The sequence below is a fragment of the Hymenobacter psoromatis genome (assembly GCA_001596155.1).
Classification (GTDB): domain Bacteria; phylum Bacteroidota; class Bacteroidia; order Cytophagales; family Hymenobacteraceae; genus Hymenobacter.
Genome location: CP014771.1, coordinates 3,975,670 through 4,001,103, shown reverse-complemented (window position 1 = coordinate 4,001,103; position 25,434 = coordinate 3,975,670). Strand labels below are relative to the sequence as shown.

General features: G+C 60.5%; 18 protein-coding genes. 8 read left to right on the top strand and 10 right to left on the bottom strand.

From position 1 onward, the window contains the following. Positions 1 to 218: 218 nt before the first annotated feature. From A0257_17135 to A0257_17125, 3 genes are all read left to right on the top strand, one after another. On the top strand, positions 219 to 4,301 hold the full coding sequence (locus tag A0257_17135) for a hypothetical protein (GenBank protein ID AMR28652.1): 4,083 nt from the start codon (positions 219 to 221) through the stop codon (positions 4,299 to 4,301). 92 nt (positions 4,302 to 4,393) lie between these two features. After that, a complete protein-coding gene (locus A0257_17130) occupies positions 4,394 to 5,635 on the top strand; it encodes a hypothetical protein (protein AMR28651.1) in 1,242 nt (413 codons plus the stop codon). Between the two features lie 270 nt (positions 5,636 to 5,905). Then, positions 5,906 to 7,192 carry a hypothetical protein gene (locus tag A0257_17125; GenBank protein ID AMR28650.1) on the top strand — a complete coding sequence of 429 codons (1,287 nt, stop codon included), beginning with the start codon at positions 5,906 to 5,908 and terminating at the stop codon, positions 7,190 to 7,192. Positions 7,193 to 7,355: 163 nt separating this feature from the next. Here A0257_17125 and A0257_17120 read toward each other — a convergent pair whose 3' ends face one another. Continuing rightward, positions 7,356 to 8,282 carry a hypothetical protein gene (locus tag A0257_17120; protein ID AMR28649.1) on the bottom strand — a complete coding sequence of 309 codons (927 nt, stop codon included), beginning with the start codon at positions 8,280 to 8,282 and terminating at the stop codon, positions 7,356 to 7,358. Positions 8,283 to 8,461: 179 nt separating this feature from the next. On the opposite strand from A0257_17120, the gene A0257_17115 reads away from it, so the two are divergent. The 4 genes from A0257_17115 to A0257_17100 all read left to right on the top strand — a co-directional run bounded on the left by A0257_17115 (position 8,462) and on the right by A0257_17100 (position 12,324). Continuing rightward, entirely contained in the window at positions 8,462 to 9,523 is a 1,062-nt protein-coding gene (locus tag A0257_17115) for a UDP-glucuronosyltransferase (protein ID AMR28648.1), read from the top strand. A 151-nt stretch (positions 9,524 to 9,674) separates the two neighbouring features. Next, positions 9,675 to 10,946 carry a phosphopyruvate hydratase gene (gene eno / locus A0257_17110; GenBank protein ID AMR28647.1) on the top strand — a complete coding sequence of 424 codons (1,272 nt, stop codon included), beginning with the start codon at positions 9,675 to 9,677 and terminating at the stop codon, positions 10,944 to 10,946. A 70-nt stretch (positions 10,947 to 11,016) separates the two neighbouring features. Beyond that, positions 11,017 to 11,322, top strand: coding sequence for a septum formation initiator (locus A0257_17105; protein AMR28646.1), 306 nt, complete (start codon positions 11,017 to 11,019; stop codon positions 11,320 to 11,322). Between the two features lie 129 nt (positions 11,323 to 11,451). Then, the gene (locus tag A0257_17100) at positions 11,452 to 12,324 is read left to right on the top strand and encodes a hypothetical protein (protein ID AMR28645.1); all 873 of its coding nucleotides are present in this window, start codon (positions 11,452 to 11,454) and stop codon (positions 12,322 to 12,324) included. Between the two features lie 685 nt (positions 12,325 to 13,009). Here the strand turns inward: A0257_17100 and A0257_17095 are convergent. Then, positions 13,010 to 13,285, bottom strand: coding sequence for a hypothetical protein (locus A0257_17095; protein ID AMR28644.1), 276 nt, complete (start codon positions 13,283 to 13,285; stop codon positions 13,010 to 13,012). A 3,643-nt stretch (positions 13,286 to 16,928) separates the two neighbouring features. On the opposite strand from A0257_17095, the gene A0257_17090 reads away from it, so the two are divergent. Beyond that, the gene (locus tag A0257_17090; GenBank protein AMR28643.1) at positions 16,929 to 17,381 is read left to right on the top strand and encodes a hypothetical protein; all 453 of its coding nucleotides are present in this window, start codon (positions 16,929 to 16,931) and stop codon (positions 17,379 to 17,381) included. Here the strand turns inward: A0257_17090 and A0257_17085 are convergent. The 8 genes from A0257_17085 to A0257_17050 form a co-directional block, all read right to left on the bottom strand. Then, positions 17,378 to 18,538, bottom strand: coding sequence for an anhydro-N-acetylmuramic acid kinase (locus A0257_17085; protein ID AMR28642.1), 1,161 nt, complete (start codon positions 18,536 to 18,538; stop codon positions 17,378 to 17,380). The genes A0257_17090 and A0257_17085 overlap by 4 nt on opposite strands. A 123-nt stretch (positions 18,539 to 18,661) precedes the next feature. Continuing rightward, positions 18,662 to 19,003 carry a pyrophosphatase gene (locus tag A0257_17080; GenBank protein ID AMR28641.1) on the bottom strand — a complete coding sequence of 114 codons (342 nt, stop codon included), beginning with the start codon at positions 19,001 to 19,003 and terminating at the stop codon, positions 18,662 to 18,664. 306 nt (positions 19,004 to 19,309) lie between these two features. Further along, positions 19,310 to 19,615, bottom strand: coding sequence for a hypothetical protein (locus tag A0257_17075; GenBank protein ID AMR28640.1), 306 nt, complete (start codon positions 19,613 to 19,615; stop codon positions 19,310 to 19,312). A 3-nt stretch (positions 19,616 to 19,618) separates the two neighbouring features. Further along, positions 19,619 to 19,852, bottom strand: coding sequence for a hypothetical protein (locus A0257_17070; GenBank protein AMR28639.1), 234 nt, complete (start codon positions 19,850 to 19,852; stop codon positions 19,619 to 19,621). Positions 19,853 to 19,871: 19 nt separating this feature from the next. Next, positions 19,872 to 20,318, bottom strand: a complete 447-nt coding sequence (locus A0257_17065) for a D-tyrosyl-tRNA(Tyr) deacylase (protein AMR28638.1) — start codon at positions 20,316 to 20,318, stop codon at positions 19,872 to 19,874. A 158-nt stretch (positions 20,319 to 20,476) separates the two neighbouring features. After that, on the bottom strand, positions 20,477 to 21,577 hold the full coding sequence (locus A0257_17060; protein ID AMR28637.1) for a hypothetical protein: 1,101 nt from the start codon (positions 21,575 to 21,577) through the stop codon (positions 20,477 to 20,479). Between the two features lie 321 nt (positions 21,578 to 21,898). After that, a complete protein-coding gene (locus tag A0257_17055; protein AMR28636.1) occupies positions 21,899 to 23,902 on the bottom strand; it encodes a hypothetical protein in 2,004 nt (667 codons plus the stop codon). A 93-nt stretch (positions 23,903 to 23,995) separates the two neighbouring features. Continuing rightward, positions 23,996 to 25,177: a hypothetical protein gene (locus tag A0257_17050; protein AMR28635.1), complete on the bottom strand. Its 1,182-nt coding sequence runs from the start codon at positions 25,175 to 25,177 to the stop codon at positions 23,996 to 23,998. Positions 25,178 to 25,434 lie beyond the last annotated feature (257 nt).

Sequence of the window (25,434 nt, the reverse complement as noted above, 5' to 3'; positions counted from 1 at the left end):
TCATTTTTAATTCTTAGAGCTATTTTAAGAAGCAGATAAAATTAGTAGCTCGTCATTCCGAGCTTGCCGAGGAATCTCGCCCGCATCGTTGACCGACACCCAAACGGCGCGGGCGAGATTCCTCGGCCAGCTCGGACTGACGTGCTGACAACTTCCTAGTTAGCTTTCTTAATTTCCCCAGTGCCTTAGCAGGTTTATTTATGCGAAACTTCTTCTCGATGGTGTTGCTGGGGCTGTTGGCGGGCTTGGTGCTACCGGTCCGCGCCCAGGTTGGCGGCACCGCCCTCACGGGGCCGGTTGCGCTGCGCTGGACCGTGTATGCGAGCCTGCGCAGCCCCAGCGCCAGCCCCGACACCGAGCCCCGCCGGGTGCCCAGCTTCGTGGGTGCTTACCACGGGCCCACCGACGTGGTGGGCACCTACACCCTGCGCGTGCCCGGCACCGTGAGCGCCGGCGAACTGCGCGACGCCGTGTACGAGGCCTTCCCGGCCGCCGACGTGAAGCTGCTCGGCAACATCGCCCTACCCCCCGCCCCGGCCCTGACGCTGCGCACGGGCACCGAGGCGCGCCGCCCCTACAGCTACGTGCTGCTGAAGCCGGTGCGCCGCAACCCCCAGACCGGCCAGGCCGAGCGCCTTATCTCGTTCACCTACGCTTACCAGACGGCGAATGGCGGCGCGGCCACGAGCCGCACCACGGCCACGCACAACTTTGGGCAGACCTCGGTGCTGAATAGCGGCGACTGGTATAAAATCGGGGTGCCGCGCAATGGCGTGTATAAGCTCGACCTGGCGACGTTGCAAAAGCTGGGCCTGCCCGCGTCGATTAATCCCAATAAGGTGCAGCTGTATGGCAACGCCACGGGCCTTTTGCCGCAGGCCAACGCTACCCCGCGCCCCGACGACCTGGTGGAGAACAACCTGTATTTTCAGGGCAACACCGACAACGTGTTTGGCAGCGACGAGTACTTGCTGTTTTATGCCAGGGGGCCGCACACCTGGCGGGCCAGCCAGCCGGGCCGGGCGGCGCAATTGCCGCAGCCGGGCCTGTATGGGCTGCTGGGCGAGGGCGGGCGCTTCAAGCACATCAACAACTTTTTTTCGGACACGGCCTACTACTTCATTCGGGTGGGGAGCAGCGACGGAAGGCGCATTCCGACGGTGGCGGCCCCGGCCAGAGCGCCGCAGGGCGCGGCCATCACCACGTTTCTGGACCGCCGCTACTACGAGCACGACCTGGTGAACGTGTTGCACTCGGGCCGGCGCTGGCTAGGCGAGTCGTTTAAGGCGGGCACGGCCACGGACTTCGTTTTCAGCGGCGATGGCAACCAGCCACTGGCCGACCTGGTGGCCGGCGACACGCTGCGCCTGACCGTCGCCACGGCCACCACGGCCGCGCAAAGCAGCAGCTTCGCGGTGGCGCTGGGGGGTAGCGCGCTGGGCACGTCGCAGCTGAACGGCATCCCGAACGGCTCGTTTACGACGGTGGCGACTAACGATTTTCGCACCTTCACGACACTCACGCCGGCCGGCCTCACCGACCCCAGGGTGACGCTCACCTTCAGCTCGTTTGACGCGAACGGTGCCGGCTACCTCGACTACCTGGAGCTGGTGGTGAAGCGCCAGTTGCGCCTGAGCGCTTCTTACCTGGAATTTAACTCTCTGAACTACAAGCGCGGGGCGGGCACGGTGGGCACCTTCACGGTGGCCAATGCCGGCGGCGCGCAGGTGTGGGAAGTGACCAACCCGCGCCGGCCCCAGGCCCAGGCGCTCGACGCTGGCGGCAGCTTCGCGGCCTACACCGACTCGCTGCGCGAGTTTGTGGCCGTGCAGCCCGGCGGCACGTTCGACACGCCCCGGCTGTTTGGCAAAATCGCGAACCAGAACCTGCACGCCCTCAACGCCGATGGCAAGCTGGATATGGTGATTGTGGCCTACCCCCCCTTCCGGGAGCAGGCGCAGCGGCTGGCCAACCACCGCCGCGACTACAACGGCCTGAACGTGGCGGTGGTCACGACCAAAGAAGTATTCAACGAATACAGCTCGGGCGGGCAGGATGCCACGGCCATCCGCGACCTGATGAAGCAGGTGTATGACCGCAACCCCGACCCCAGCAGCCGGCGCAATTATTTGCTCTTGTTCGGCGATGCGTCGTTCGATTACAAGTCGTCGCCTTTCAACGACAAGAGCCAGGAGCCAGCGTGGTGGACCAACCGCGCGCCCTTCACCACCACCGCCAACTTCGACGCGGCCAACCAGAACTTGGTGCCGACGTACGAATCGCGCGAGTCATTTTTGCCGGTGAGCGGCAGCCGCGCCAACGAGGAGGGCGAAAACAGCTACTCTTCCGAAGACTACTACGGCCTGCTCGACGACACGGAGGGCGACTGGATAGAATCGACGGGAGCTACGTTTGAGGCCACTGACATTGGCATTGGCCGGCTGCCGGTGCGCCCGCCGGTGGGCAAGCCCACCGATGCCACCCAGGCCCAGCAGGTGGTCGATAAGCTTATCGATTACGACACGCCCACCAGCTTTGGCAAGTGGCGCAACCGCATCACGCTCACCGCCGACGACGGCGACAACCCCGACTTCGTTAACGAGTCAGAAAATATATTCGCGCTGACCATTAGCCAAGCCGAGCCGGCCTACAACCTGCGCAAGGACTATCTCGACCTGTTTCCGCAAATCAGCACGGCGGCCGGGCAGCGCTCGCCGGCGGCGATGGCGGCCATTGATGAGTCGTTGGAGCAGGGCTCGCTGCTGATTGGCTACACCGGCCACGGCGGCCCGCAGGCGCTGGCCGATGAGAAGATTGTGACCGTCGCCTCGCTGCTGGCGCTGCAAAATCAGCACCGCCTCACCTTCTTCGTCACGGGCACCTGCGACCTGAGCACCTATGACAATCCCGACTTTATCTCGGCCGGCGAGCAGGTGCTGACCGACAACGTAACCGGCGGCGCGGTGGGCCTGTTCACGACCACGCGGGTGGTTTATTCCAATTTCAACACCCAGCTGGTGGATGGGTTTTACAACCAGATATTGAAGCGCGACGCCACCGGCACGCTGCCCTACCTGGGCTTCGCCACCGGCACGGCCAAGAACCTGGCGGTGGGCGGCGACCTCAACAACCGCAACTATACCTTGCTGGCCGACCCCACCACCCGCCTCGCCTACCCCAGCCAGCGCGTGGTGCTCGACTCCATCAACGGCCGGCACGTGCAGTCCGTCACGGTCAGCCTCGACACCTTGCAGGCGCTGGGCCAGATGCGGCTGAGCGGCCACGTGGAGAAGGGCGGCGTGCTGAACACCACCTTCGGCGGCACGGCCGACATCACGATTTTTGACAAGCCGGTGACCGTGCAAACCCTCGGCGACCAGAGCGCGCCGGAGCCGGTCCTGACCCAGGAAAACATCATTTACGGCGGGCAGGCCACGGTGAAAGCCGGCCGCTTTATGGTGCGGTTCGTGGTGCCGAAAGATATTGCCTACAACGTGGGCCAGGGCAAAATCAGCCTCTATGCCCAGGACCTGGTGAACAAGGTGGATGCCCAGGGCTACCAGCTGGCGCTGGTGGGCGGCGTCTCGCGCAAGGCCGCCATCGACACCCGGCCGCCCCTCGTGCACCTGTGGCTGAACACCACCGAAACGCCCAACGACAGCTCGTTCGTGTCGGGCGGCACCACCAGCCCTACCCCCTACCTGCTGGCGCGCCTCAAGGACGAGTCGGGCATCAACACGTCCAGCGCGGGCATTGGGCACGACATTACGGCCACGCTCGACAACGACCCCACCAAGCTGGTGGTGGTGAACAGCGCCTACACCACCGACGTTGATAACTTCCGCACCGGCCTGGTGCGCTACCTCTACAAAGACCTCGCGCCCGGCCCGCACACAATTCGCCTCAAAGCCTGGGACACGCACAATAATTCGGCCGAGGCCACGGTTGATTTCCTCGTGGCGCAGTCGGCGCAGCTGGCGCTCACGCACGTGCTCAACTACCCCAACCCGTTCAGCAACATTACCACTTTTCACTTCGACCAGACCAGCGCCGGCCAGGAGCTCGATGTGCAGGTGCAGATTTTTACTATTGCCGGCCGCCTCGTGAAAACGCTGCGCGCCAACTATCCCGCTAGTACTGCCCACATACCCAGCACCTTGCAAGACCCTGCGCTGACCTGGAACGGCCGCGACGACTACAACGACCAGCTGGCGCGGGGCGTGTACGTGTACCGCGTGAGCGTGCGCATTCCCGGCGGCCAGACCGCCACCAAGTTTGAGAAGCTAGTTTTGTTAAATTAACCGCCGCCCTACCCCCCGGCAGATAGTCCGGTTTCCATTGCAACGTTTTACCTTTCATCAGTTATCCTGGTAGCAGTTCTTTACTTCATTTTATGACCTTTTTTCGTACGCTAGGCTTCGCGCCAGCGCTGTTGCTGCTCGCCGCGCCGGCCGCGCTGGCCCAAATAGCCAGCGCCGACCTGCACACCATCACCACGGCGGTGCCCATTCTCACGTTGAGCCCCGATGCGCGGGGCGCGGCCCTCGGCGACGCGGGCGTGGCGACCTCGCCCGACGCCAACGCCGCCTTCTACAACCCCGGCAAGCTGGGCTTCGTGGATTATAAGTACGCCTTCTCGCCGTCGTATTCGCCCTGGCTGCGCCAGATTACGGACGACATGAGCCTGAGCTACCTCTCGGGCTATGGGAAGGTGGGCACGCGCGGCGCGTTCGCGGCTTCGCTGCTGTATTTTAACCTGGGCCAGATTGACTACCGCACCGGCAACAACCTGCCCAACGGCTCTTTCAACCCCAAGGAATACGCCGTTACGGTATCGTACGGCCAAAAGCTGGGCGAGAATTTCGGCGTGGGCATCTCGGCCCGCTACGTGCGCTCGGACCTTATCGGTAACTATTCGGGCAACGACGCGCAGGCGGGCAATTCCTTTGCCGCCGACCTGGGCGCTTACTACACCAAGGACGCGACCATCGGCGCGGGCATCTACAACTTTGCCTACGGCCTGGCGATTACGAACCTGGGCAACAAGATGGTGTACCAGGATATAACTACGTCGAGCTTCCTACCCACCACGCTGCGCCTGGGCACGGCCATCACCCGCGAAATTGACTCGTATAACAAGATTACGCTGGCCATCGACGCCACCAAGCTGCTGGTGCCTTCGCCCTACTACGAAGACCCGCTGCCGCCTACGGCTACGCCAGCTCAGGTGACGGCGCAGTATAACCGGGTGAAGCAAACCAACCAGGAACGCCAGCAGCAGGGTCCAATTGGAGCCATCTTCAGTTCGTTCAGCGACGCGCCGGGCGGCTTTCACGGAGAATTGCAGGAGATTAACCTGCACGCCGGGGCGGAATATTGGTACAACAATACCATCGCGGCGCGGGTGGGCTACTTCTACGAGAATCCTCACGTGGGTGCCCGCCAGTATTTGAGTTTTGGCCTGGGCGCGCGCCTGTCGGTGTTTGGCGTCGATGGCACTTACCTGGTGCCCAACTCGCAGGCTAATCCGCTGGCCCAGACCATCCGGGTGTCGCTGCACTTTAACCTGAACAAGCTGGCCGACGCCTTCGACGAGAAGGGCGCGGGCGGCACCCAAGGCACGCTGCCTAATTGAGTTAAGAGTTAAGAGTTGAGAGTTGAGGATTAAGAGTTAAAAATCAGGGCTGAAAGATAGCGGCTTAGCGGCAACTGTCTTTCAGCCCTAATTTTTGTCTTTATTCCCGGTTCCAACGTTTTCCTCTGCAAAGAAATAACTCTAGGACTTACGCAAATTGCCTTCAACGTCAGGTTTCCGTAGAGGTGCGCAGCGGAAAACGCGGAGGTGCGCAGAGCGCGACTAGTGATTTGCGTAAGCCCTAAACTCTTAACTTTTAACTCGACCCAAATGCTCAACCGTCTCCTACCCCCCCCTACCCACCCGCTCACCCAGCTTATCCTGCCTGCCCTGCAGGTGAGCACGCTGCCCAACGGCGCGCGCCTGCACCTGCTGACCAATGCGGCCCAGCCCGTGCTGCGCCTGCAAGTGGTGCTGCCCGCCGGCAAATGCCACGAGCCCCTGCCCGGCCTGGCGCAGCTCGCGGCCCGCATGCTCACCGAAGGCACGGCCACGCGCTCGGCCCGCCAAATTGCCGATGAAGTGGCTTTTTATGGGGCTTCGCTCGATTGTGAGGCCGGGCCCGACCGCACCACGCTCACGCTCTACTGCCTGGCGCGCTACCTGCCTACCCTGCTGCCGCTGGTGCAGGAGGTGCTGACCGCGCCCACCTTCCCGGCCGACGAGCTGCGCCAGCTGCAAACCCGCATTAGCCAGAATATGCGCGTGGAGCACCAAAAAACCAGCTTCCGCGCCAGCGAAGAATTTAACCGCCAGCTGTTTGGGGAAGACTCGGCCTACGGCCGACCCTTCGACGAAGCCTCTTTTAACGCACTCACCAGGGAGCAGCTGCGCGACTTTCACGCGGCGGCCTACGCGCCGGCCGGCGCCGAAATTTTCCTGTGCGGCGACATTGACGCCTACGCCGAGGAGGTGGCCACGCAGCTGGGCCAGTGGCAGCCGGCCGCCGCCGCGCCCGTGGTGCCCGCCCTACCCCCCTGCGCCATGCCCACCGCCCCCACCGGCCTGGCCGTGGTGCCGGTTGAAGGCAGCATTCAGGCGTCGCTGCGGGTGGGACGGCGCTGGCCGGCCCTCACCGAGGAGCAAACGCCCGAGCTGCTGCTGCTGGTGAAGGTGCTGGGCGGCTACTTCGGCTCGCGCCTGATGCGCAATATTCGGGAAGACAAGGGCCTTACCTACGGCATTCATGCCAGCGTGCAGGCCCGCCAGCAGGCCGCCGCGCTGGTCATCGGCACCGATGTGAACGGCGAGAGCGCCGAGGCCACCCGCGTCGAAATCGCCGCCGAGCTGACCCGCCTGCAAACCGAGCTGCTGGACGACGACGAGCTGGAAACCGTGAAAAACTACACCCTCGGCAAGCTGCTGGGCGAGTCGGCCACCGTGTTTGAGCAGGCCGACCGCCACCGCTACGTAGTGCTGCAAGGCCTGCGCCCCGATTACTACCCCCAGCTGGTGCACCAAACCCAGACCGCCACGGCCACCGAGCTGCGCGAGCTGGCTCGCACCTACCTCAGCCCCGCCGATATGCTGACAGTGGTGGCCGGCGGGGCGGGGTAAGGGGGTAGGGATAGGAGGGTAAGGGGGTAAAAAAGAACGTCATGCTGAGCTTGTCGAAGCATCTCGCTCGCGCCGTTGGATGTAGTAACCCAACGATGCGAGCGAGATGCTTCGACAAGCTCAGCATGACGTTCTTTTTTACCCTCCTACCCCTACCCCCCTCTTACCTGCTCATATTCGGGATGCGGAACTGCACGCCCAGCGACGGGATGAACGTGACGCCGCTCAGCGAAGTCGTGCTGCCGTCGAGCAGAATGTAGTTGCCGTAGTTCTGATAGTAGAGGCTGAGGGCGGGCACCACGTACACGTATTTGTAGCCCAGCTTGAGGTTCAGAAACAAGCCGTAGGACGAGAAATTGCGGCTTTGGCGGGGTAGGTCAGGCAACCGGGAGCTGCCGGCGCGGTTATATAAGTTACTGGGCGTGAAGCCGTAATTTACCCACGAGTGCGCGTACACCGCGCCGTAGCTGATGGCCCCAATGCTTTCCTCGGGCCCAAACGACTGGCTGACGGTGAGCGGAATGAGAATGTCGTGGCGCGAGGCCGAGAGGCCCAGCAGGTTATTGAGGTTGTTGAGAAACGGCAGGCTGGGCAGCGCCGCCCGCTGAATGGCGTATTGCAGCCCGATGCTGGCGTAGGTAGTGCCGCCGGCCGCACCCCGCTCAGGGTTTTCGACCGAGCCGGTGGGGCCCAGCAATTGGTACTGCGTATCAAAAACGTGCGAGCCGAAGGCGTACTTATAGCCCACGTCGAGGCGCGGCACCACGCCGTAGCGAATGCTGAGGTCGGCGGTGGTTTGCACCGGGTCGAGGAGGTAGGCGAGGGCGGCGGCCTGCACGTTGCTCACCGAGCCCGAGTAGCGCACGGTGTCGCCGCGGGCGGCCTGGCTGCCGAGCTGGCTGGCGGCATCGCGCACGGCCGTGCCGGCCTTGCTGAGCGGGGCCGAGCCCACGTTAAAGCCTTGGTTGTAAGCGAGTCGGAATTCGCCCTGGGGCGTCACCTTGCCCGAGGTGGTGATGCCGCGCGGCGCGGTGCAGGCCGAGGCTACGAGGGCCAAACCCAGCCCGACAAAAGCAGCAGAAATACGCATGTGTGCAGAAATAAAAGACGAACTATCGCCCCGCAGTACGAAAACCGGGCCAAGCCCCGGAAGCCCGCAAGTAGGGGGTAGGGGCAATATTAACAAGCTACTGGTGCAGTAAAAAATCGTTTGTCCTTGCGAGCATGTTGCGTATCAAGCAAGGACAAACGATTTTATTCAGCATACTCATGACCATTCTCTACGGGGTGCCGGGCGAGGGCCTGGGCCACGCCACGCGCAGCAAAGTCCTCATTTCCTGGCTATTGGAGCAGGGACACGACGTGCGCGTGGTGAGCAGCGCGCGGGCCTTTACCTTGCTCGACAAGACGTTTCCGGGCCGGGTGCTCGAAATCAAGGGCTTTCACATCGCGTATAAAAAACTCACGGTGTCGAAGTCGCGCACTATTGGGCTGACGCTGCGCAGCGCGCCCGAGGCGCTGCAAGTCAACTTTCGGCAGTACCGGCAACTGCTGCACGGCTTCCGGCTCGAGGTGGTGATTTCCGATTTTGAGTCGTTCAGCTACTTTTTCGCCAAGCTGCTGCGGGTGCCGGTTATCAGCATTGATAACATGCAGATTATCAGCCGCGCCCACCTCGACGTAACCATCCCGCGCGCCGAGCGCGAGCCCTATAACGTGGCGCGCTACTTGGTGCGGGCCAAGCTGCCGCGCGCCCGGCACTACCTGATTACTACGTTTTTTGAGCTGCCGCTGCGCCTGCGCTACGCCGAGCGCACTACGCTGGTGCCCAGCATTATCCGGCCCGAAATTCAGACTGCTACCCCCTCGGCGGGCAGCTACGTGCTGGTGTACCAAACGGCCACCAACCAGACCGACCTGGTGGAGATTTTGCAGCAGATGCCGGCGCAGGAATTCCGCGTCTATGGCTTCAACAAGGACGAAAACCACGGCAACGTGCTGCTGCGGCCCTTTTCCGAGGCGGGCTTTATTGCCGAGCTGGCGGGCAGCCGGGCGGTGCTCACCAACGGCGGCTTTTCGCTGATTTCGGAGGCTGTGTACCTGCACAAGCCGGTGTGCGCGGTGCCCATTCCGGGGCAGTTTGAGCAGTGGCTGAACGCGGCCGAGATTGAGAAAATGGGCTACGGCCGGCGCTTCGAAGCCATTACGGCGGCCAACGTGGCGGCGTTTCTGAGCGAGCTGCCGGCGTATGAGGCGGCGCTGAGCAGCTACCGGCAGCAGGGCAACGAGGTGCTGTTTGCGCGGCTCCGTGAGCTGCTGGAGGAAGTGTAGCGCGAACTTTCCAGTTCGTGCGCGAGCGCAGCGAGCAGGCATGGCCGGGCGGCGCGACCACCGATGCTCGCTGCGCTCGCGCACGAACTGGAAAGTTCGCGCTACACCCCGGCCGACCTACATTTGCAGCTCTCCTCTTCCTTTCCAACACATGAGCTACATCGCAGCCATTCATGCCCGCCAGATTTTTGATTCGCGCGGCAATCCGACCATTGAAGTTGACGTGACCACCGACTCGGGCACCGTGGGCCGCGCCGCTGTGCCGAGCGGTGCCAGCACCGGCGTGCACGAGGCCGTGGAGCTGCGCGACGGCGACCCCAACATGTACCAGGGCAAGGGCGTGACCAAGGCCGTGGACAACGTGAACACCAAAATAGCCGAAGAGCTGATTGGCTTCTCGGTGTATGAGCAGGCACTGATTGACAAAATCATGCGCGAGCTGGATGGCACCGCCAACAAGGGCAACCTGGGTGCCAACGCCATTCTGGGCGTGAGCCTGGCCGCCGCCCGCGCCGCTGCCCAGGAGCTGGGCCAGCCACTGTACCGCTACGTGGGGGGGGTAGGGGCCAATACCCTGCCCGTGCCGATGATGAACATCCTGAACGGCGGCTCGCATGCCGACAACAAGATTGACTTCCAAGAGTTTATGGTGATGCCGGTGGGCGCGAGCAGCTTCACCGAAGCGCTGCGCTGGGGCACCGATATCTTCCACACCCTGAAATCGGTGCTGAAGAAGAAGGGCCTGAGCACCAACGTGGGCGACGAAGGCGGCTTTGCCCCTGATATTCAGAGCAACGAGGAGGCCATTCAGCTGGTGCTGCAAGCCATTGAGCAGGCCGGCTACAAGCCCGGCGAGCAGGTAATGATTGCGCTGGACCCCGCCGCATCGGAGTTTTACGAGGATGGCCACTACCACTTCAAGAAGAGCACCGGCGAGAAGCTGACCAGTGACCAAATGGTGAGCTATTGGGCCGACTGGGCCAATAAATACCCTATCGTGAGCCTGGAAGATGGCCTGGCCGAAGACGACTGGAGCGGCTGGCAGAACCTGACCAAGCAATTGGGCCAGAAAATTCAGCTCGTGGGCGACGACCTGTTCGTAACCAACGTGGAGCGCATCCAGAAAGGCATTGACGAGCACGTGGCCAACGCCATTCTCATCAAAGTCAACCAGATAGGCACCCTCACCGAAACTATCGACGCCGTGAACCTGGGCCGCCGCAACGGCTACAAGTCCATCATGAGCCACCGCTCGGGCGAGACGGAAGACTCGACCATTGCCGACCTGGCCGTGGCCCTGAACACCGGCCAGATTAAAACCGGCTCGGCCTCGCGCTCCGACCGCATGGCCAAGTACAATCAGCTGCTCCGCATTGAGGAAGAGCTGGGCGAAACGGCGTACTTTCCCGGCAAGAAATTTTAATTTGAGTTCCTTGTTTCTGGTTCCTAGTTATTGTTCAAACTAGAAATAAGGAACCAGGAACCAGAAACCGATGAACTTCCTCGCCCCCACCCTGCGCGTGCTGCGCAACTTCTACTTCCTCACGGCCGTCGGCTTTGTGGTGTGGATGACCGTGTTCGACTCCAACGACCTGGGCAAGCAGTACGACATGTACCATAAGTGGCGCGAGCTGCAAGCCGAAAAAGGCTATTACGAAGCCAACATCAAGCTGGTGCAGCAAGACCGCGCCGAGCTGCTCAGCTCACCGGCCCTTCTCGAAAAGTTTGCCCGTGAGAAGTACCTCATGAAGCGTCCCGGCGAGGACGTATTTGTGCTGGTGCCTAAGCAGGCCGACTAAAGCCAATGCAGGCTGCGCCTGTTATTTATACAAAATGCCCACTATTTTGAAAATAGTGGGCATTTTGTATTATGACCCATTATCTTCGTTTTATAGTACCTACAACTGCTTGAAAATTAGAACTATTATATGAAAAAACTCGCTACTTCCTACAAGTTATCACACTTATTTCTGGGCGTGGTCCTATTCAGCTTCTCCGCAGCTCCTCTGCGCGCCCAGGAAAATAAGCTGCCTGCCGCCAGCAATGCCGGGCGGGGCGAAATCTTTGCTACCCAGAGCTGGCCGGAACCGCCCCCGGCACCCGACCTCGTTATCGTGGCTTCTCCGCAGCCGGCCCCTACCCTGCTAACGGTGGGCAGCCCGACCGTGGTGCCGACGACCATCCGAAATATTGGCACCCGGCGCGCGGGCTTCTCGGTGCTGGGCTACTACCTCTCGGTCGATGCCACGCTTAGCAGCGACGACGTGCTGCTGGGCGAAGCCATCACCACGGCCATATCGCCGGATAATCTATTACTCCTTCCTGCCAGCGTGGTCGTGCCCACCGGCACTGCCGCGGGCACCTATTACCTGCTGGGGGTGGCCGACTACCTCAACCTAGTGCGGGAAAGCAACGACGGCAACAACGTGTGGGTGCACCAACTGACCGTGGCGCTGCCCAGCGCCCGCGCTGCCCAGCGCAGCCAGCTGGCTAACAGCTTCACGCCCAGCCTGGAGGCTAACGAGGAGCTGCTTGGCGCTGACTTCAGCCTTGCTCCCAACCCCGTGCCCCACGCTACCCCCCTGCGCGTGCGGCTAAGCACCGCCGGCCCGCAACTGGCTGTCGCGTTAACCCTGTACACCGCTCAAGGCCAGCGCATTGCCACCCAGAGCCTGGCGCTGGTGCCCGGCCAGCCGGGTCAGGCCGAGTTTTCGACCGCGGGCCTGGCGGCCGGGGTGTACGTGCTGTACCTGAGCGGCTCCGGCTTGCACGCCGTGCGTCGGGTAGTAGTAGTAGAGTAAGCCCCCGTTTGCTGGCGGACCCAGGCGGGGCGGCTACCCTTGGGTAGCCGCCCCGCTCTATTTTTGGGTATGGGGGAAGCACAAGACTAGGAGCAGAAATTCCCGCTAAGATTATGCGCTATGTTCAATATAATGCTCGCAGGAACTTGATTGGCCAGCTAGGCTAAAAATGGACCTGACATAGGGGATAGTGGGTGTGCTAACATTTTCTAAACGGTGGTTTTAAAAGTGTTAACAGCCATCTGAACACCTGTAAGGCACCTATTGAACATAGCGCATAATCTTAGCGGGAATTTCTGCTCCTAGTCTTGTGCTTCCCCCTAAGCTAGTAAAACGCCCATTAGATGAAGTGGATGCACTTTTTAAGCTGGCATCTCAGAAAATGGGCGTTTAACAGAACGCAAGAAGGGCTCTCAAATTAGCCGTTTATAACCTTCTAAGAATGTGTTTTTTGGCCATCTCATGAATCAATGGTTTGGTTTGACCTCGGTGATTGACTTTTTGAGACGGCCTTTACTGTTTAGCGTAGGATTATGTTCGCCTACTAAAAGCACCCCATATGGGCTTGTGGGCCTGCTGGACGGAAACAAAAAAGGCCCTGCTTCACTAGCAGGGCCTTTTTATAAAGCTGGTGGCGCGAAACTAGCTGCGGGTTGGAGCTAGAGCAGCTAGCCTTCGCAGCATCCTAATGCACAATCTGAACGTGTTCCATGTGCATGTCTTTGCCCTTACCCACTCGCAGATTGTAAAGGCCAGCGGGCAAGCTGCTCACATCAAATATACCCTTTCCTTGCACGTTGGTCAGTGACTTAACTTTCTTGCCGTACATGTCATACAAGTCTGCATCGAACGGCATATCAGGTATGTGCGCTTTATCAGCGTCTTTGAGCTGATACTGAGCTGCCAAGTCCGGCGCAGTGTTCGTCACCGTGAGTTCCGAGCTTGCCGGATTTGGCGTCATCGCATAGCTGCCGTAAGGAGCTACGAATACGGACGATAAGGTAGAGCCACAAGCACTGCCAGAAGTAGCAGTGGCATTGAGTTGGACACTGGACCCCGGAAAGGTAAAATTACAAGTCTGGGGACCAGTTATATTTATATTTATATTTGTATTCGTTCCATTAGGGCCGACAAGAGAAAAAGTAAAGTTGTAGGGCTGGTCCATCCAGATATAATATGTCTGGTTAGCGGGAACGAACTGATAGGACCCGGCCAAGGGAGTGCGGGTACCATAGGGACCGTTAGAATACGTGCCAGTGGCTGTGGTAGCACCGATTTGGACAGTTTTGGTGCGGGTTAACGTTGTTCCACAGCTAGTCGTAACCGTGGCAGTGAACGTAACGCTTCCCTGTGCGACACCTGTCGCCGTTCCCGTAGATGAATTAATGGTGGCAATGCCCGTATCGGAAGAAGACCAACTAACACTTGCACCAGTCACAAGAGCAGCGCTGTAAGTTGCAGTATTATTAATGCATATCTGGGTAGGGCCGGTAATAGTTGCATACGATACCGGCGAGGTGTACACTTGATAAGTACTAGTGCCAGTGCGGTTATCAGCCCAAGTTGGATATGCTTTCCCTCCATAAGCCGTAATGCCAATGTAGTCGCCCATGTAACCGGAGGCGACGCGTTGACCGGCTGAAGTTACCGGAATATGTGAGGCGTCGCTCACTTTCAAATTACAGAAGGAGCTTCCTCCGTCACCTGAGTAAGCCACATAAGTGTTGGTGGTGAAGCTCCCCGATGGTCCATCCATGCTATAGTACGCAATACTCACATCACCGTTCGTGTCATCTACTGCTATCCACGGAAACCAATTCTGCTGACCATTTGAAATACTTACCGTAACGGGAGCGGACCACGAGCTGCCTTGGTTATCCGAATAGCGGAGTTGAATAACGGCTTTACCTGTACTTAATCCATTATTCTTTGCTGGATACACAATGTAAATACGGCCCCGGTGGGCGGTACTACTCTTATCCACCGCCATCGCAGGAAAATCATTGACTCGCGTGTTGTTGAACAAAGGGTCTGGGAATATGCTGTTTATTTCAATGCCAGTTCTAGCAAATGCAATAGATTGACTTGTAAAGTTATTGCCGCCGTCAGTCGAGCGGGTAAATCCAACACCTGTGGACGCGCCAGAACGGGTGGGATAATCAGCCCAGCACACATAAACTTCGCCATTCGGTCCGGTTTGCACATTCGTACCTGAATCGTAGCCTGCTGTAGGATTTACCAAGGTTACAGGAGCCGAAAAGTTCTGGCCTCGAACTGCTTGTAATCGGTCAGTAGAATGATTGACTTTAATCGTCGAAGCGCCATCTGCCGCAAAAATTGTCCAAGCTGTATAGAGCGTGTTGCTATATGGACTGGTGGGCACATCATCGGCCGCAATCATTTCTTTGTCAAACTCGTATTCGGCAGGGCACCCCGCTACTTGGTTGGTCCAAGTACTCCCTTTGTCCCCAGAGGATTGCACTCGGTACGCGTCACTACTAGAAGCCATATTAACTAGGTACGCCCGCCCACCGGCATCGTATGCTGTGGCTGGGTCACCAGTGGTCTGTCCACTGTTAGGAAGGTTATCGCCACCAGCCCAACTTTGCGCCCCGTTCGTGCTGTAATAATAGCCTACAGAAAAACCGCCATTACTAAGGAACACATTTGAACTGGCAATTAAATTATTGGGATTTGTCTTGTCAATGGAAATATGCACTTCCGACTGAGAGTTATTCGACGGAAATAGCTGAACGTCATCATTCTGCCCGTTAGTCAAGGAGTTGGTTGTGAATCCTTTATTAACAGAGAACTGCTTAACCATTGGCGCAGCTGGTTGAATTGGCGGTACAACCACTTGAGTCGTACCAGGGCTCTGCATAGCCTTAAATCCAAAATATGGATGGGGCGGAGCGAGTGATTGCGCGTGACTAACGGAAGCGCTGGCTAAGAAACCTAATAGCAGTTTGATTTCTCGACCAGTGCCTAGGCGGTGAACCAATGTTTGGTAGACATTTTTCATGGAAAAGGAGGGTAAAGGTGGGAAAAAACATAATAAAAGGCAGGCGAACTAGCTAGGTAGCACGAATAAAATCCTCGTGCCGCTTCGGTTACCACTAAATCATTATCTTAGAGTTTGTATGCTTAATTAGCGGCATCGGAAACAGTAATTTCGGGTAAGGAATCTGCTCCCACTGGTGTCGGGTGAGCATTACCCCATTCATAGGTAGTGCGCCACGGTGTCTGTTGCGCAAAGGGTACCAGCTGGTAGTGAAACGAAAGACTCTGCCCTGCCTGGTAAGTAGTATTCGTGGGCAGATTAAACACTTTAGCCTGTTGGTAAAGGGTTCCCTGATAGCCAGGAAGAGATAACGGGGCCAGGTCTATAATCCAGCGCTGACGCGGATTTTGTCCAGCCCCATCAATTGTGTTTTCCAGCTTCACCAGCCGTCCAGTTGTTAAACCGAGGTCAGGAGAGGCATCTTCTTTGTGGCAACTGTTACTCATGGCTAGCATACTAATGCCAGCCAGGGCAAGGATTTGGTTAGCTTTCATAAACTGAGGAGCGTTTGAGAAAAAGAAATGGGACTAGGAGCCACAGCGGCCTTGTATAAAGAGCATCGCCGCCAGATTTTGGTTGCAAGTACCTAATATACAGTGTAAAACTTCTCGTCACACGGGATAGAAATCTACATATTTATACAATAAGTACTTAATAACCCACTAAGCCAGCGTTAAGCTGTTACTGTGGCCTTTTGCAGGCCGATTCGCCAGAGATGATATTTTCGTGAACTTTCTTCGCCTAGAACAAAGACTGGCAACAAATCGCTCAAAAGAGTTGCGATAACCCTAGCAAAGTACCACGCCGGCAACTGCGACTACGTGAACCAAAACCAACCACTATTCCAAGGTCGAGGTTATAACCCTTGTTATGTTAAGGAACTTTTCCCAGAACTAAAGGGAAAGAACAGAACACTTCGGTTAGCGGAAAAGTGCTAATAGAGGCCCCGAGAACGCTCCTCGCGGCGAAGCATGGGCGAAGATGGGCACTGCCAACAAGACGGCAGGGGAAAGCTACGGAAAACGTACTGGCACGAGTCTGCTAGGGCTAGGCTAGTCGAAGTCAGACGAAACCCTACGGAGGGGTAGGGTACATGGGGCAAAACGAGGCCCGGAGGCGCGGGTAGTTAGGCGGACGTGGCAGAGAGCGGAGACGGCCCAAATATAGCAACAATTTCGGCTGGTAGTCCTTCGTAACCAAAAAATAATTTCGGGCGGAGAAATGCTAGTAGGGTAGGTCACTCTAGGGCTAAGATTAAGGGGCCTGGAAACGCCAGTAGGGCACGCTCAGCGGGCCGGCGAGGGTTTGGCTGCCACCAGGTGTTTTTTCATTTTCGGTAGTGGTAGCAGCAGAGAAATTCAACTGGCATTGCCTGGAAGTGCCCGCTTCAGGCAACCAAATAGGTACAGGAACTTAGCTAAAGCAGCGGCTAATGCTAGTTGAAGACGCTTAACCTTACTTTACCAACTGGAAAGTATTAGAAAAGCAACCATTCCCTATAATCTTAGCGGGAATTTCTGTTCCAACTCTGGTGCTTCCCCGTATGGTCAACTATTTTCCGGGCGGCAGAGTGCGTGCCTGGGGCGGCATTGCGTTGGTTCTGCTGGCCGCCGGGCTGCTGGCGGCGGCGCGGCCCTACCCCCCCGCACCGACGCAGGCGCAGGTGGCCCGGCGGTTTTTGGGCGAAGTGCTGCGGGCCGACTACCCGGCGGCCTACCGCCGCCTGGCACCCGAGGTGCGGGTGGGCGTGCCGCTGGCGGCGTTTGGGGCGGCCGCCCGGCCGCTGTGGCAGCAGGGGCAGGCGCGCGGCCCAGCCATCGAACTCTACCAGGTGGGCGTGCGGCTCGGGACCGGGCGGGTGAGCAGCCAGTGGTTTTGCCGCTTCACGTTTGCCAGCGACTCGGCGCGCCGGCCGCCGCCGGTGCTGCTGGAGGTCACGTTTCGCGACACGACGGCGCGGGCGGTGCTAGGCTTCGGGCTGCGGCGTCAGCGTTAGCCGGGCAGGGAGATTTTGCCCAGGCTCAGGCCGTTGCCCGCCAGCGCTTCATTGGCTAGCACCGCGAAAAGCACGGCTTCTTTGGCATCGGGCGGCACGCCGGCCTCGGCGGTGCTGCGCAGGCGGGTGGCCGGCAGGTGGCGGGCCAGGGCGGCCAGCAGCGTGGCGTTGTGGGCGCCGCCACCGCTCACCAGCGCGTCGGCGGCGGGCGCAGGGCCCAGGTAGTGCCGCACGCCCTGCGCCACGGCCCCGGCGCTCAGCTCGATAAGCGTGGCCAGCAGGTCGGATACCGATAAATTTTTTGTGCCCGTACAGCGCTGGTTTTCAGCCAGATAATTCGGTGAAAAAAGCTCCGGCCCAGTGGTTTTGGGGAAGGGCTCGCTGAAAAACGAATGGCTGCGCAAGGCCGCCAGCAGCCCGGCGTGCGGCTGGCCCCGCGCGGCCAGGCGGCCGCCTTCGTCGTAGGCTTGGCCGGGGTAGCGCTGGCGCACCACGGCGTCGAGCAGCGTGTTGCCGGGGCCGGTGTCGGTGGCCTGGGCGGGGCCGCCGTCGGCGGGCAAGAGCGTGAAGTTGGCGATGCCGCCCAAGTTGAGCAGCAGGCGATTAACTCCTGGCTGGCGGAATAATAATTTGTCGGCAAACGGGGCCAGCGGCGCGCCCTCGAAGCCGGCGGCCACGTGCTTTTGCCGAAAATCGGAGAGCGTGATAATGCCCGTGCCCACGGCCAGGTGGTCGCCGTCGCCGATTTGCAGCGTGGCGTGGTGCGGAAAGTCGGCCCGGCCGTGCTGGTGGCGCGGCGCGTGCCAGATGGTCTGCCCGTGGCTGGCCAACACATCGACCTCGGCCGGCCCTACCCCCCACCCGGCCAGGCAAGCCAGCACCGTGGCCGCGTGGCGGCGCGCCACCTCCGCATTGAGCAGCACCACCTCTTCCAGGTCAACCCGCGGCTGACTAACGGCCCGCAGCCGCGCCTGAAACGCCGCCTCATACGGCACCGTAACAAACTGTTCCATCGTTACTTGCAGCGCAGCGTCGTGGCCGGTGCAGCGGCACAGCGCCACGTCGAGGCCATCGAGCGAGGTGCCCGACATGAGGCCGATGATGCGGCGACTGGGCTGCTGTGCCACGGCCAGCAGGCGGCTTAGGTGCGGGTTCATGGAGTTAATTGGGAAGGAGAAATTATACTCGTTGAGCAAGTTGATTAAAAAAGAACGTCATTCCTCGACAAGCTCGGAATGACGTTCTTTTTTCGCAGCATACTCCGAAAACAATATGATTCCTCATTCTTCCTTCTTCGCCCCCAATTTTGGGTTGTCGCGGTGGCGGGTGGCGTCGCGCTGGGTTTTCTTGGCCAGGTTGCGGGCCAGCGCGTCAGTGAGGTTCACGCCGGTTTGGTTGGCCAGGCAAATGACCACGAACAACACATCGGCCAACTCGTCGCCCAACTCCCTACCCCGGTCCGAGTCCTTGAACGACTGCTCACCGTATTGCCGGGCGATGAGGCGCGCCACCTCGCCCACCTCTTCGGTGAGAATGGCCAGGTTGGTTAGCTCGCTGAAATAGCGCACGCCGGTGGTGGTTATCCACTCATCGACAGTGGCTTGGGCTTGTTCAATTGTCATAAAAATCAGCTGCTTACCAAGCCCGCCTGTTCAATGGCAACCAGCTTACTGATTGGCACTAAACGACTATGGACTGTAAGTCCATAGGTTTGAAAGCGAATGGAATTCGGCGGTTTCGGCTAAAGCCGGCTGAAAGAAGCCACTGAAAGTGGGCCGCTCTAGAATGAAATTCTGCTGGCGAAACGCTAGCGTCAGTCGTTGGGCAAAGAGCAATAACTAACTGACAATCAAAAATTGACCGTTCTTGCATAAGCAAGGCCGGCGAAAGGGAGTAGCAACTAAAGTCTTGCCCTAAAGGGCATAGCTTTAACTAGCGTGCTTGAAAAGTAAACTTAGGGCCTGCTCCCAGTGCGGCGCTAAAAAATGGTGAAGCTGCCGCAAGCTACAACTGCCGCTTCGCAGCCAAAGAACCCGCGGTGGGGGCTCCTGCTGGCGTATGAGCTGCGCGAAATCCTTATCCTTCGTGATGATAGTTAGGTTGTGGTCAGCCGCATATTTCCGGATTGATACATTTGGCCAGCGCTCGTTCAGGTCGCGCTGATGTAAAAACTCCTCACCCCGCCAATAAGCAAATCGGTAAGGCAGATTAATATCAACTAGAAATCGCACCATGCACTACGCGGCCTGTTGCGCAAACTGCTGCTGAATAATCTGCTGCGCAAATTCCAGGCACGCTGGAATGTCAGCCGGCTCCAGCGTCGGGAAGGATTCCAGAATATCGGCCAGCGTGTCACCGGCCGCCAGGTAGCCTAACACGGTATCAACTTGCAAGCGGGTACCCCGAACGGTAGGCTTGCCAAAACACCGTTCCGGGTCCACGGTGATGCGCTCGGTGAGGTAGGTAGTCATGCTGCAAAGTACGCAGAAATCAGGCGGGTGAATCCAGCACAATCGTCACCGGGCCATCGTTGAGGAGGCGCACCTGCATGTCGGCCCCGAAGATGCCGGTGGGCACCGGCTGGCCCAGCTCCCGCGCCGTGAGGGCCACGAAGCGCTCGTAGAGCGGCGCGGCCACGGCGGGCGGCGCGGCCCCGCTGTAGCTGGGGCGGTTGCCCTTGCGCGCATCGGCCAGCAGCGTAAACTGGCTCACTACCAGCACCTGGCCGCCCACGTCGCGCACGCTACGGTTCATCTGGCCGTGGTCGTCGTTGAAGATGCGCAGGCCGACGAGCTTGCGGGCCATCCAGGCCAGGGCGGCCTCGTCGTCGGTGGGCGCGCAGCCGACCAGCACCAGCAGGCCGGGGCCAATCTGGCCGGTAATGGTGTCCTCCACGGTGACGGAGGCTTCGCGGACGCGCTGAATTACGAGACGCATTTTTCAGTGATTAAAGATTAATGTCGTCTGTCATTGCGAGCGCAACGAAGTGGAGCGCGGCAATCTTTCCTTCACATCTGGGTTAGTAAATTCAATGTATGCGGCCGGCCAGGAAAGATTGCCGCGCTCCACTTCGTTGCGCTCGCAATGACAGACGACTATCGCTTGATTTTCAAGCTATCTAAATGATGCTGAAAGCGGCGGGCGAAGGCCTTGTGTTGGGCAAAGGTTTCGCTGAAATCGGAAAAGCCGCTGCCATCGGGGCGGGCGCAGAAGAAGACGAAGTTGTGGTGCGCCGGGCGCAGCACCGCGTCCAGGGCCTGGGGGTAGGGCGTGGTGATGGGGCCGGGCGGCAAGCCCTTGTGGCGGTAAGTGTTGTAGGGCGAATCAACTTTTTTATCCACGTTGAGCACGCGCTTGCGGGTGCCGAGGCCGTGCAGCGGCCAGAGCAGGGTAGGGTCGGCCTGCAGGGGCTGGCCGCGGCGCAGACGGTTGAGATACACGCCCGCGATGACGGGCCGGTCGAGGGGCTGGGCCGTTTCGCGCTGCACGATGCTGGCCAGCACCGCCACCTGCACGGGACTCAGGTGAAGGGAGTCAGCCTCGGCCAGCCGCCGGCCGTTCCAGAAGCGCCGGTGCCGCATCGCTACCGAATCGAGGAAGGCCACCGCCGGCGTGGGCCAGAACAGCCGCAGCGTGCCGGGAATGAAGAGCGTACGTATGGTGGCCGTATCGAGGCCGTAGCGGCGAGTCAAATACGCATTATCAGTCAATAACTTATGCAGCTGGGTAGTATCTATGCTAAGCTGGCGACCAGCCTGGCGCGGCAACTGCGGCAGGTAGTTAAACGGCTTGAGGGTGAAGGCCAGCGTATCCTGCCGGCCGCTTTCGAGCAGGCGCAGCAGGTCGAGGTTGCCCGCGCCCGCCGGCAGCGTGTAGCGGCCCGGCCGCACCAGATGGGCCGCCGTGCCGAAGCCCCGCCAGCGCGCCACCCGCGCAAAATCGGCGGGGCGGTCCAGCATGCCGGGCTGCCGCAGCGAGTCGAGCACCGCGTTCAGCCCTACCCCCCTCCGAATGTACAGGTACGCCGCACCGTCCACGGCGGCCGGCACGTTGGGCGCGTACAGCAGGCGGTAGGCCAGCGCGCCCGCCCCGGCCAACGCACTCAGCAGCAGCACCGCCAGGGGCCAGCCCCAGCGGCGCGGCCGGGGCTGAGTCCGTGGCAGGGGCGTAGAAAGTGGCGCGGTTGGTTCGGTCATTCGGATAAAAAACGGGCGGACCACGGGCGGGCCAGCTCAAAATTACACCGCTTGGCCGCCTACCCCCCTGCCAGCAGCTTCTAGGTCAGCACACTTTTTTGGAGTTATACTCCTCGCGAAGTAGGGTGCGGGGCTTGTCCCCGCCCGTCGTTGAACGAATCCAGCGCGAGGTGTTCAACGACGGGCGGGGACAAGCCCCGCACCCTACTTCGCGAGGAGTATAAAATTGGAGTTGATTAAAAAAGAACGTCCTTCCGAGCTTGCCGAGGAATGACGTTCAAGCGGCGTTCGACGCTTCCTCATCCACACCCTACCCCTCCCCTAGTGCCCCAGCCGGTACAGCACGCCCACGCTCGGCAGCAGGCGGCCCAGCTGCCAGGGGCCGCTGGTGGCGGGCTGGCCATTCACGAGCACCCGCGCCTCGGTGGCGGGCAGGCTGAGGTCAGCCGTGTGCTGATTGAAATTGAAAAAGCCCTTGTCTTCTTCGATTAATAGCTGCCCGCGAGTGCGCAGCGGCAGCACGTAGCCGAGGTCGGCCACGGCCTCCCAGCGGTGGTTTAGCTCCACGCCCAGCCCGAGTTTGGGCAGCAGCGCGTCGGTCACGTTTTGGAGGGAGAGCGTGAGCTGGTCGCCGGGCAAGGGGCTGCCGCCCAGGCGCAGGCCGGCGTCGGGGTTGGGCACAGTGCCCAGCTCGCGGCCCACACTCTGGCGCAAGTAGGCTATACCGGCCCGAGCCAGCAGCGGCCGGCCGCGCGGGTTCAGGTTGCGGGCGTAGGTGAGGCCAGCCTCCCAGCCCTCGCCCCGCAGCTGGCGCAGCACGTGGCGCGCGGTGGCGTAGGCGCTCAGGCCGCCCACCAAATCGAGCTGCAACCCGAAGCTGTATTGATAGGTGAGGGCCTGGGGCGTGGGGCTGGCCCGCACGTCGGCGCTGAACGCGGAGCCGCCGGGCGCCAGCGCCGCGCGCAGGTCGGCGGCGGGCAGCCGCACCGGCAGCAGGCCGCCCGCATAGGTGTAGCGCAAGTGGTTGAACAGCCGCCACTTCCTGGCGACTGGCGCGGCCGGGGTGGCCGGCACTTCGGCCGCGACCGGGGGGGTAGGGCGCCGCAGCAGCGTATCGGCCAGGCGCTGGCGGGTCTGGTCGAGCAGGGCGTCGGGGGGGAGCAGGGTGGTGTAGTGCTGCCAAAACGTGGAATCGTAGGGCACCGGGTTTTTCAGGAAAATATCGGCGTACTGGCTGCGCTCCAGGTAGGTAGGCGGTTGCGCCTGGGCCGTGTCGATGGCCGTGGTCACGTACTCGGCCAGGTGGTGGCGCACCCGCCCGGCCACCGGCCGGCCCAAGGTGTTGTACCAGATGCTTTTCAGATAATAGCGCCCCGCATAGCGCTGGTAGTCGGCCCGGTACGCCCGCTCGGTGGCCTCAAACACCAGCATATTCTCGCGCCGGATGCCGGCCGGCGTGCGGTGCCAGGCAGCTCCCAGCAGAGCATAATTGCGCTCGTCAATGTACACTTCGCCCGCAAAATTGGCCCGGTCGGTGCCCGGCCGCGGCGCGAAGGTGATAACGTACACCGCCCGCCCCTGAAACGTGGTTTGCGGACTAAACCGGTACTGGTAGTCCCGGAAATGCGCCGGATTGATGAATTCGGCCCGGTTGCGCACGAAGTCGAAGCGGTGCGGCACCAGCGCGCCCGCCATCCAGTTGAGGCCGGGCAGGGCCAGGCCGTCGGGCCGGGCGGGGCGCAGGTCCACCCGGCGCGATTCCAGCACCTGCGTCTGGCCGGCTTCGCGCGGGTGCTGATAACCAGGCTTATACACTCGTAGCTGGCCTTCCACGAGGTAGTCGTAGTGCCGGCCGGCCGCCTCCTCGTCCGACTCGCGGTAGAAACCCGTGAGCTGGGTCGGCCGCACCGGATAGTTGCGCGGAATGCGCGCCACCGCCTCCCGGATTATCCCCTCGGCCGAGGCCGTGACGCTCACCGTGCCCAGGCTGGCCGGACTGATGCGCAGCTCAATCAGCAGCTCCGGCCCCGGCAGGGGGGGTAGGGGCCGGTGGTAGTTGCGGTAGCCCAGCAGGGCCACTTCCAGCTCGCTGCTTTGGTAAGCGGCGGGCACGCGCAGCGCAAAGCGGCCATCAAGATTAGTGCTGGTACCCAGGCGGTTATTACCAATACCGACCTGCGCATTCGGAATAGGCTGGTGAGTATCAGCGTCGAGCACCCGGCCGCGTAATAGCGGGCTTTCCTGCGCCAGGGTGGGTAGGGCGGCTAGCGAGAGTAATAAGAATACAAACCAAAAAAGAACGTCATGCTGAACGCAGTGAAGCATCTCTACCACTTCGTTTGAGTATCGTTCAACGAATCGGGCGAGATGCTTCACTACGTTCAGCATGACGTTCTTTTTTAGCACGTTAGCCTTTAACTATGCTTGCAGCGGCTCTTCCAACTCACTGATAGCCAAGCCGTGTTGGCCGGCGGTTTCGCCCAGCAGCTGGCGCTGCCAGGGGCGCAGGGCGGCCAGGCTGCCCTGCTCCACCACGTCGCCGATGAGGCGGTTGCTAAGCACGGTGTTGGCCAGCACGGGGCTGAAGTCAGTGGCCAGGTGGTTTTTGAGGGCGTTGAGCAAGCCTTCGCGGGCTTCGGCCCTGGCCGCCACCGGGCCACCGAAGCGGCGGCGAAACGGCTGCGGCCGGCGCTGGTCGGGGGGTAGGGGGCCGTCGGGGGCCAGCTCGGCGGTGGCGAGGGCCACCAGCTCGTCGGCGTAAGGGGCGCGCTTGAGCTCGGGGTGCAGGCCGCCGGCGGTGCGTAGCGCGCCGTGCGAAGCAATGGGCTGGTGCGTGATTTCGGCCAGCCGGTCGTTGCTGAGCACCATGTAGCTAGGGCGGTCGAGCAGCCGTGCCACGCGGTCGCGCAGCGCGTAGAGTTCCCGAAACAGCGGCAGCTCCTGCGGGCCGATGCGAAACTTGCCGGCCAGGCGCAGGTGCGGGCGCAGCTCGCCGCGGCCGTAGCGCACGGCTTCGAGGGCCTGGTTTTCTTCGGCCGCCCACTGCGCCCTACCCTGCTCTTGCAGGCGCACGGTGAGGCGGTCGGTCAGCTCGAACAGGTAGAGCACGTCGTTGGCGGCGTACTCTTTTTGGGCTTCGGTGAGGGGGCGCTTGAGCCAGTTCGACTTCTGCTCGCCCTTATCCACCTCAAAGCCCAACTCGCTCTGAATGAGGCGGCCCAGGGAAATATTATTGTCTTCCAAAGCCAGCAGCGTGAACTGCACGCTGGTATCGACAATGGTGCGGCACGTGACGCTAAACAGCTCGTCGAGCAGCAAAATATCCGATTTGCAGGAGTGAAAGACCTTGGCCACGGCGGGGTCGCGCAGCACCGCGAACAGCGGCGCCAGGCCGGCGGCCATCTCGGGCTCCAGGGGTAGGGGGTCAATCAGGTAAACGGTAGTGCCGTCGAATACCTGAATCAGGGCCAGGTGACGACCGTAGCGGTAGCGGTTATCATCGAATTCCAGGTCGATACCGATGCGGGGCAGGGTAGCAAAATGGGCGGCGGCCTCGGCCACCTGAGCGGCCGTGGTGAGGTAGTGAATGGTTGGCTTCATGCGTGGCAGCAAAGGTACGGGGCGCGGCGGCTGTGGTGGTAAGCTGGCAGCGCAGGCATAGGGCAGCCGTTGATACGCTAAAGCAACTGTTGGCTTTTCTAGATACCCCCTTCAAAAATAGGGTCACTACCAAACTTTATTCTTAGTGAATGAGATTTACCCTTTCAAATTTTGGACTATTTTTTAGTTTTTTGCGAATTTTTTCTTACTACCCCCTTTACTTTGCAGGTGACGATTTTGTTTACCCAACGCTCATT

Excerpts from the sequence above, each read along its gene's own strand:
- A0257_17120 (AMR28649.1), bottom strand. The coding sequence starts at position 8,282 with ATGCGTATTTCTGCTGCTTTTGTCGGGCTGGGTTTGGCCCTCGTAGCC.
- A0257_17055 (AMR28636.1), bottom strand. The coding sequence starts at position 23,902 with ATGCTTCACTGCGTTCAGCATGACGTTCTTTTTTGGTTTGTATTCTTA.
- A0257_17095 (AMR28644.1), bottom strand. The coding sequence starts at position 13,285 with ATGACGCCAAATCCGGCAAGCTCGGAACTCACGGTGACGAACACTGCG.
- A0257_17135 (AMR28652.1), top strand. The coding sequence starts at position 219 with ATGGTGTTGCTGGGGCTGTTGGCGGGCTTGGTGCTACCGGTCCGCGCC.
- A0257_17085 (AMR28642.1), bottom strand. The coding sequence starts at position 18,538 with ATGAACCCGCACCTAAGCCGCCTGCTGGCCGTGGCACAGCAGCCCAGT.
- A0257_17050 (AMR28635.1), bottom strand. The coding sequence starts at position 25,177 with ATGAAGCCAACCATTCACTACCTCACCACGGCCGCTCAGGTGGCCGAG.
- eno (AMR28647.1), top strand. The coding sequence starts at position 9,675 with ATGAGCTACATCGCAGCCATTCATGCCCGCCAGATTTTTGATTCGCGC.
- A0257_17075 (AMR28640.1), bottom strand. The coding sequence starts at position 19,615 with ATGGTGCGATTTCTAGTTGATATTAATCTGCCTTACCGATTTGCTTAT.
- A0257_17100 (AMR28645.1), top strand. The coding sequence starts at position 11,452 with ATGAAAAAACTCGCTACTTCCTACAAGTTATCACACTTATTTCTGGGC.
- A0257_17060 (AMR28637.1), bottom strand. The coding sequence starts at position 21,577 with ATGACCGAACCAACCGCGCCACTTTCTACGCCCCTGCCACGGACTCAG.
- A0257_17115 (AMR28648.1), top strand. The coding sequence starts at position 8,462 with ATGACCATTCTCTACGGGGTGCCGGGCGAGGGCCTGGGCCACGCCACG.
- A0257_17130 (AMR28651.1), top strand. The coding sequence starts at position 4,394 with ATGACCTTTTTTCGTACGCTAGGCTTCGCGCCAGCGCTGTTGCTGCTC.
- A0257_17070 (AMR28639.1), bottom strand. The coding sequence starts at position 19,852 with ATGACTACCTACCTCACCGAGCGCATCACCGTGGACCCGGAACGGTGT.
- A0257_17105 (AMR28646.1), top strand. The coding sequence starts at position 11,017 with ATGAACTTCCTCGCCCCCACCCTGCGCGTGCTGCGCAACTTCTACTTC.
- A0257_17065 (AMR28638.1), bottom strand. The coding sequence starts at position 20,318 with ATGCGTCTCGTAATTCAGCGCGTCCGCGAAGCCTCCGTCACCGTGGAG.
- A0257_17125 (AMR28650.1), top strand. The coding sequence starts at position 5,906 with ATGCTCAACCGTCTCCTACCCCCCCCTACCCACCCGCTCACCCAGCTT.
- A0257_17090 (AMR28643.1), top strand. The coding sequence starts at position 16,929 with ATGGTCAACTATTTTCCGGGCGGCAGAGTGCGTGCCTGGGGCGGCATT.
- A0257_17080 (AMR28641.1), bottom strand. The coding sequence starts at position 19,003 with ATGACAATTGAACAAGCCCAAGCCACTGTCGATGAGTGGATAACCACC.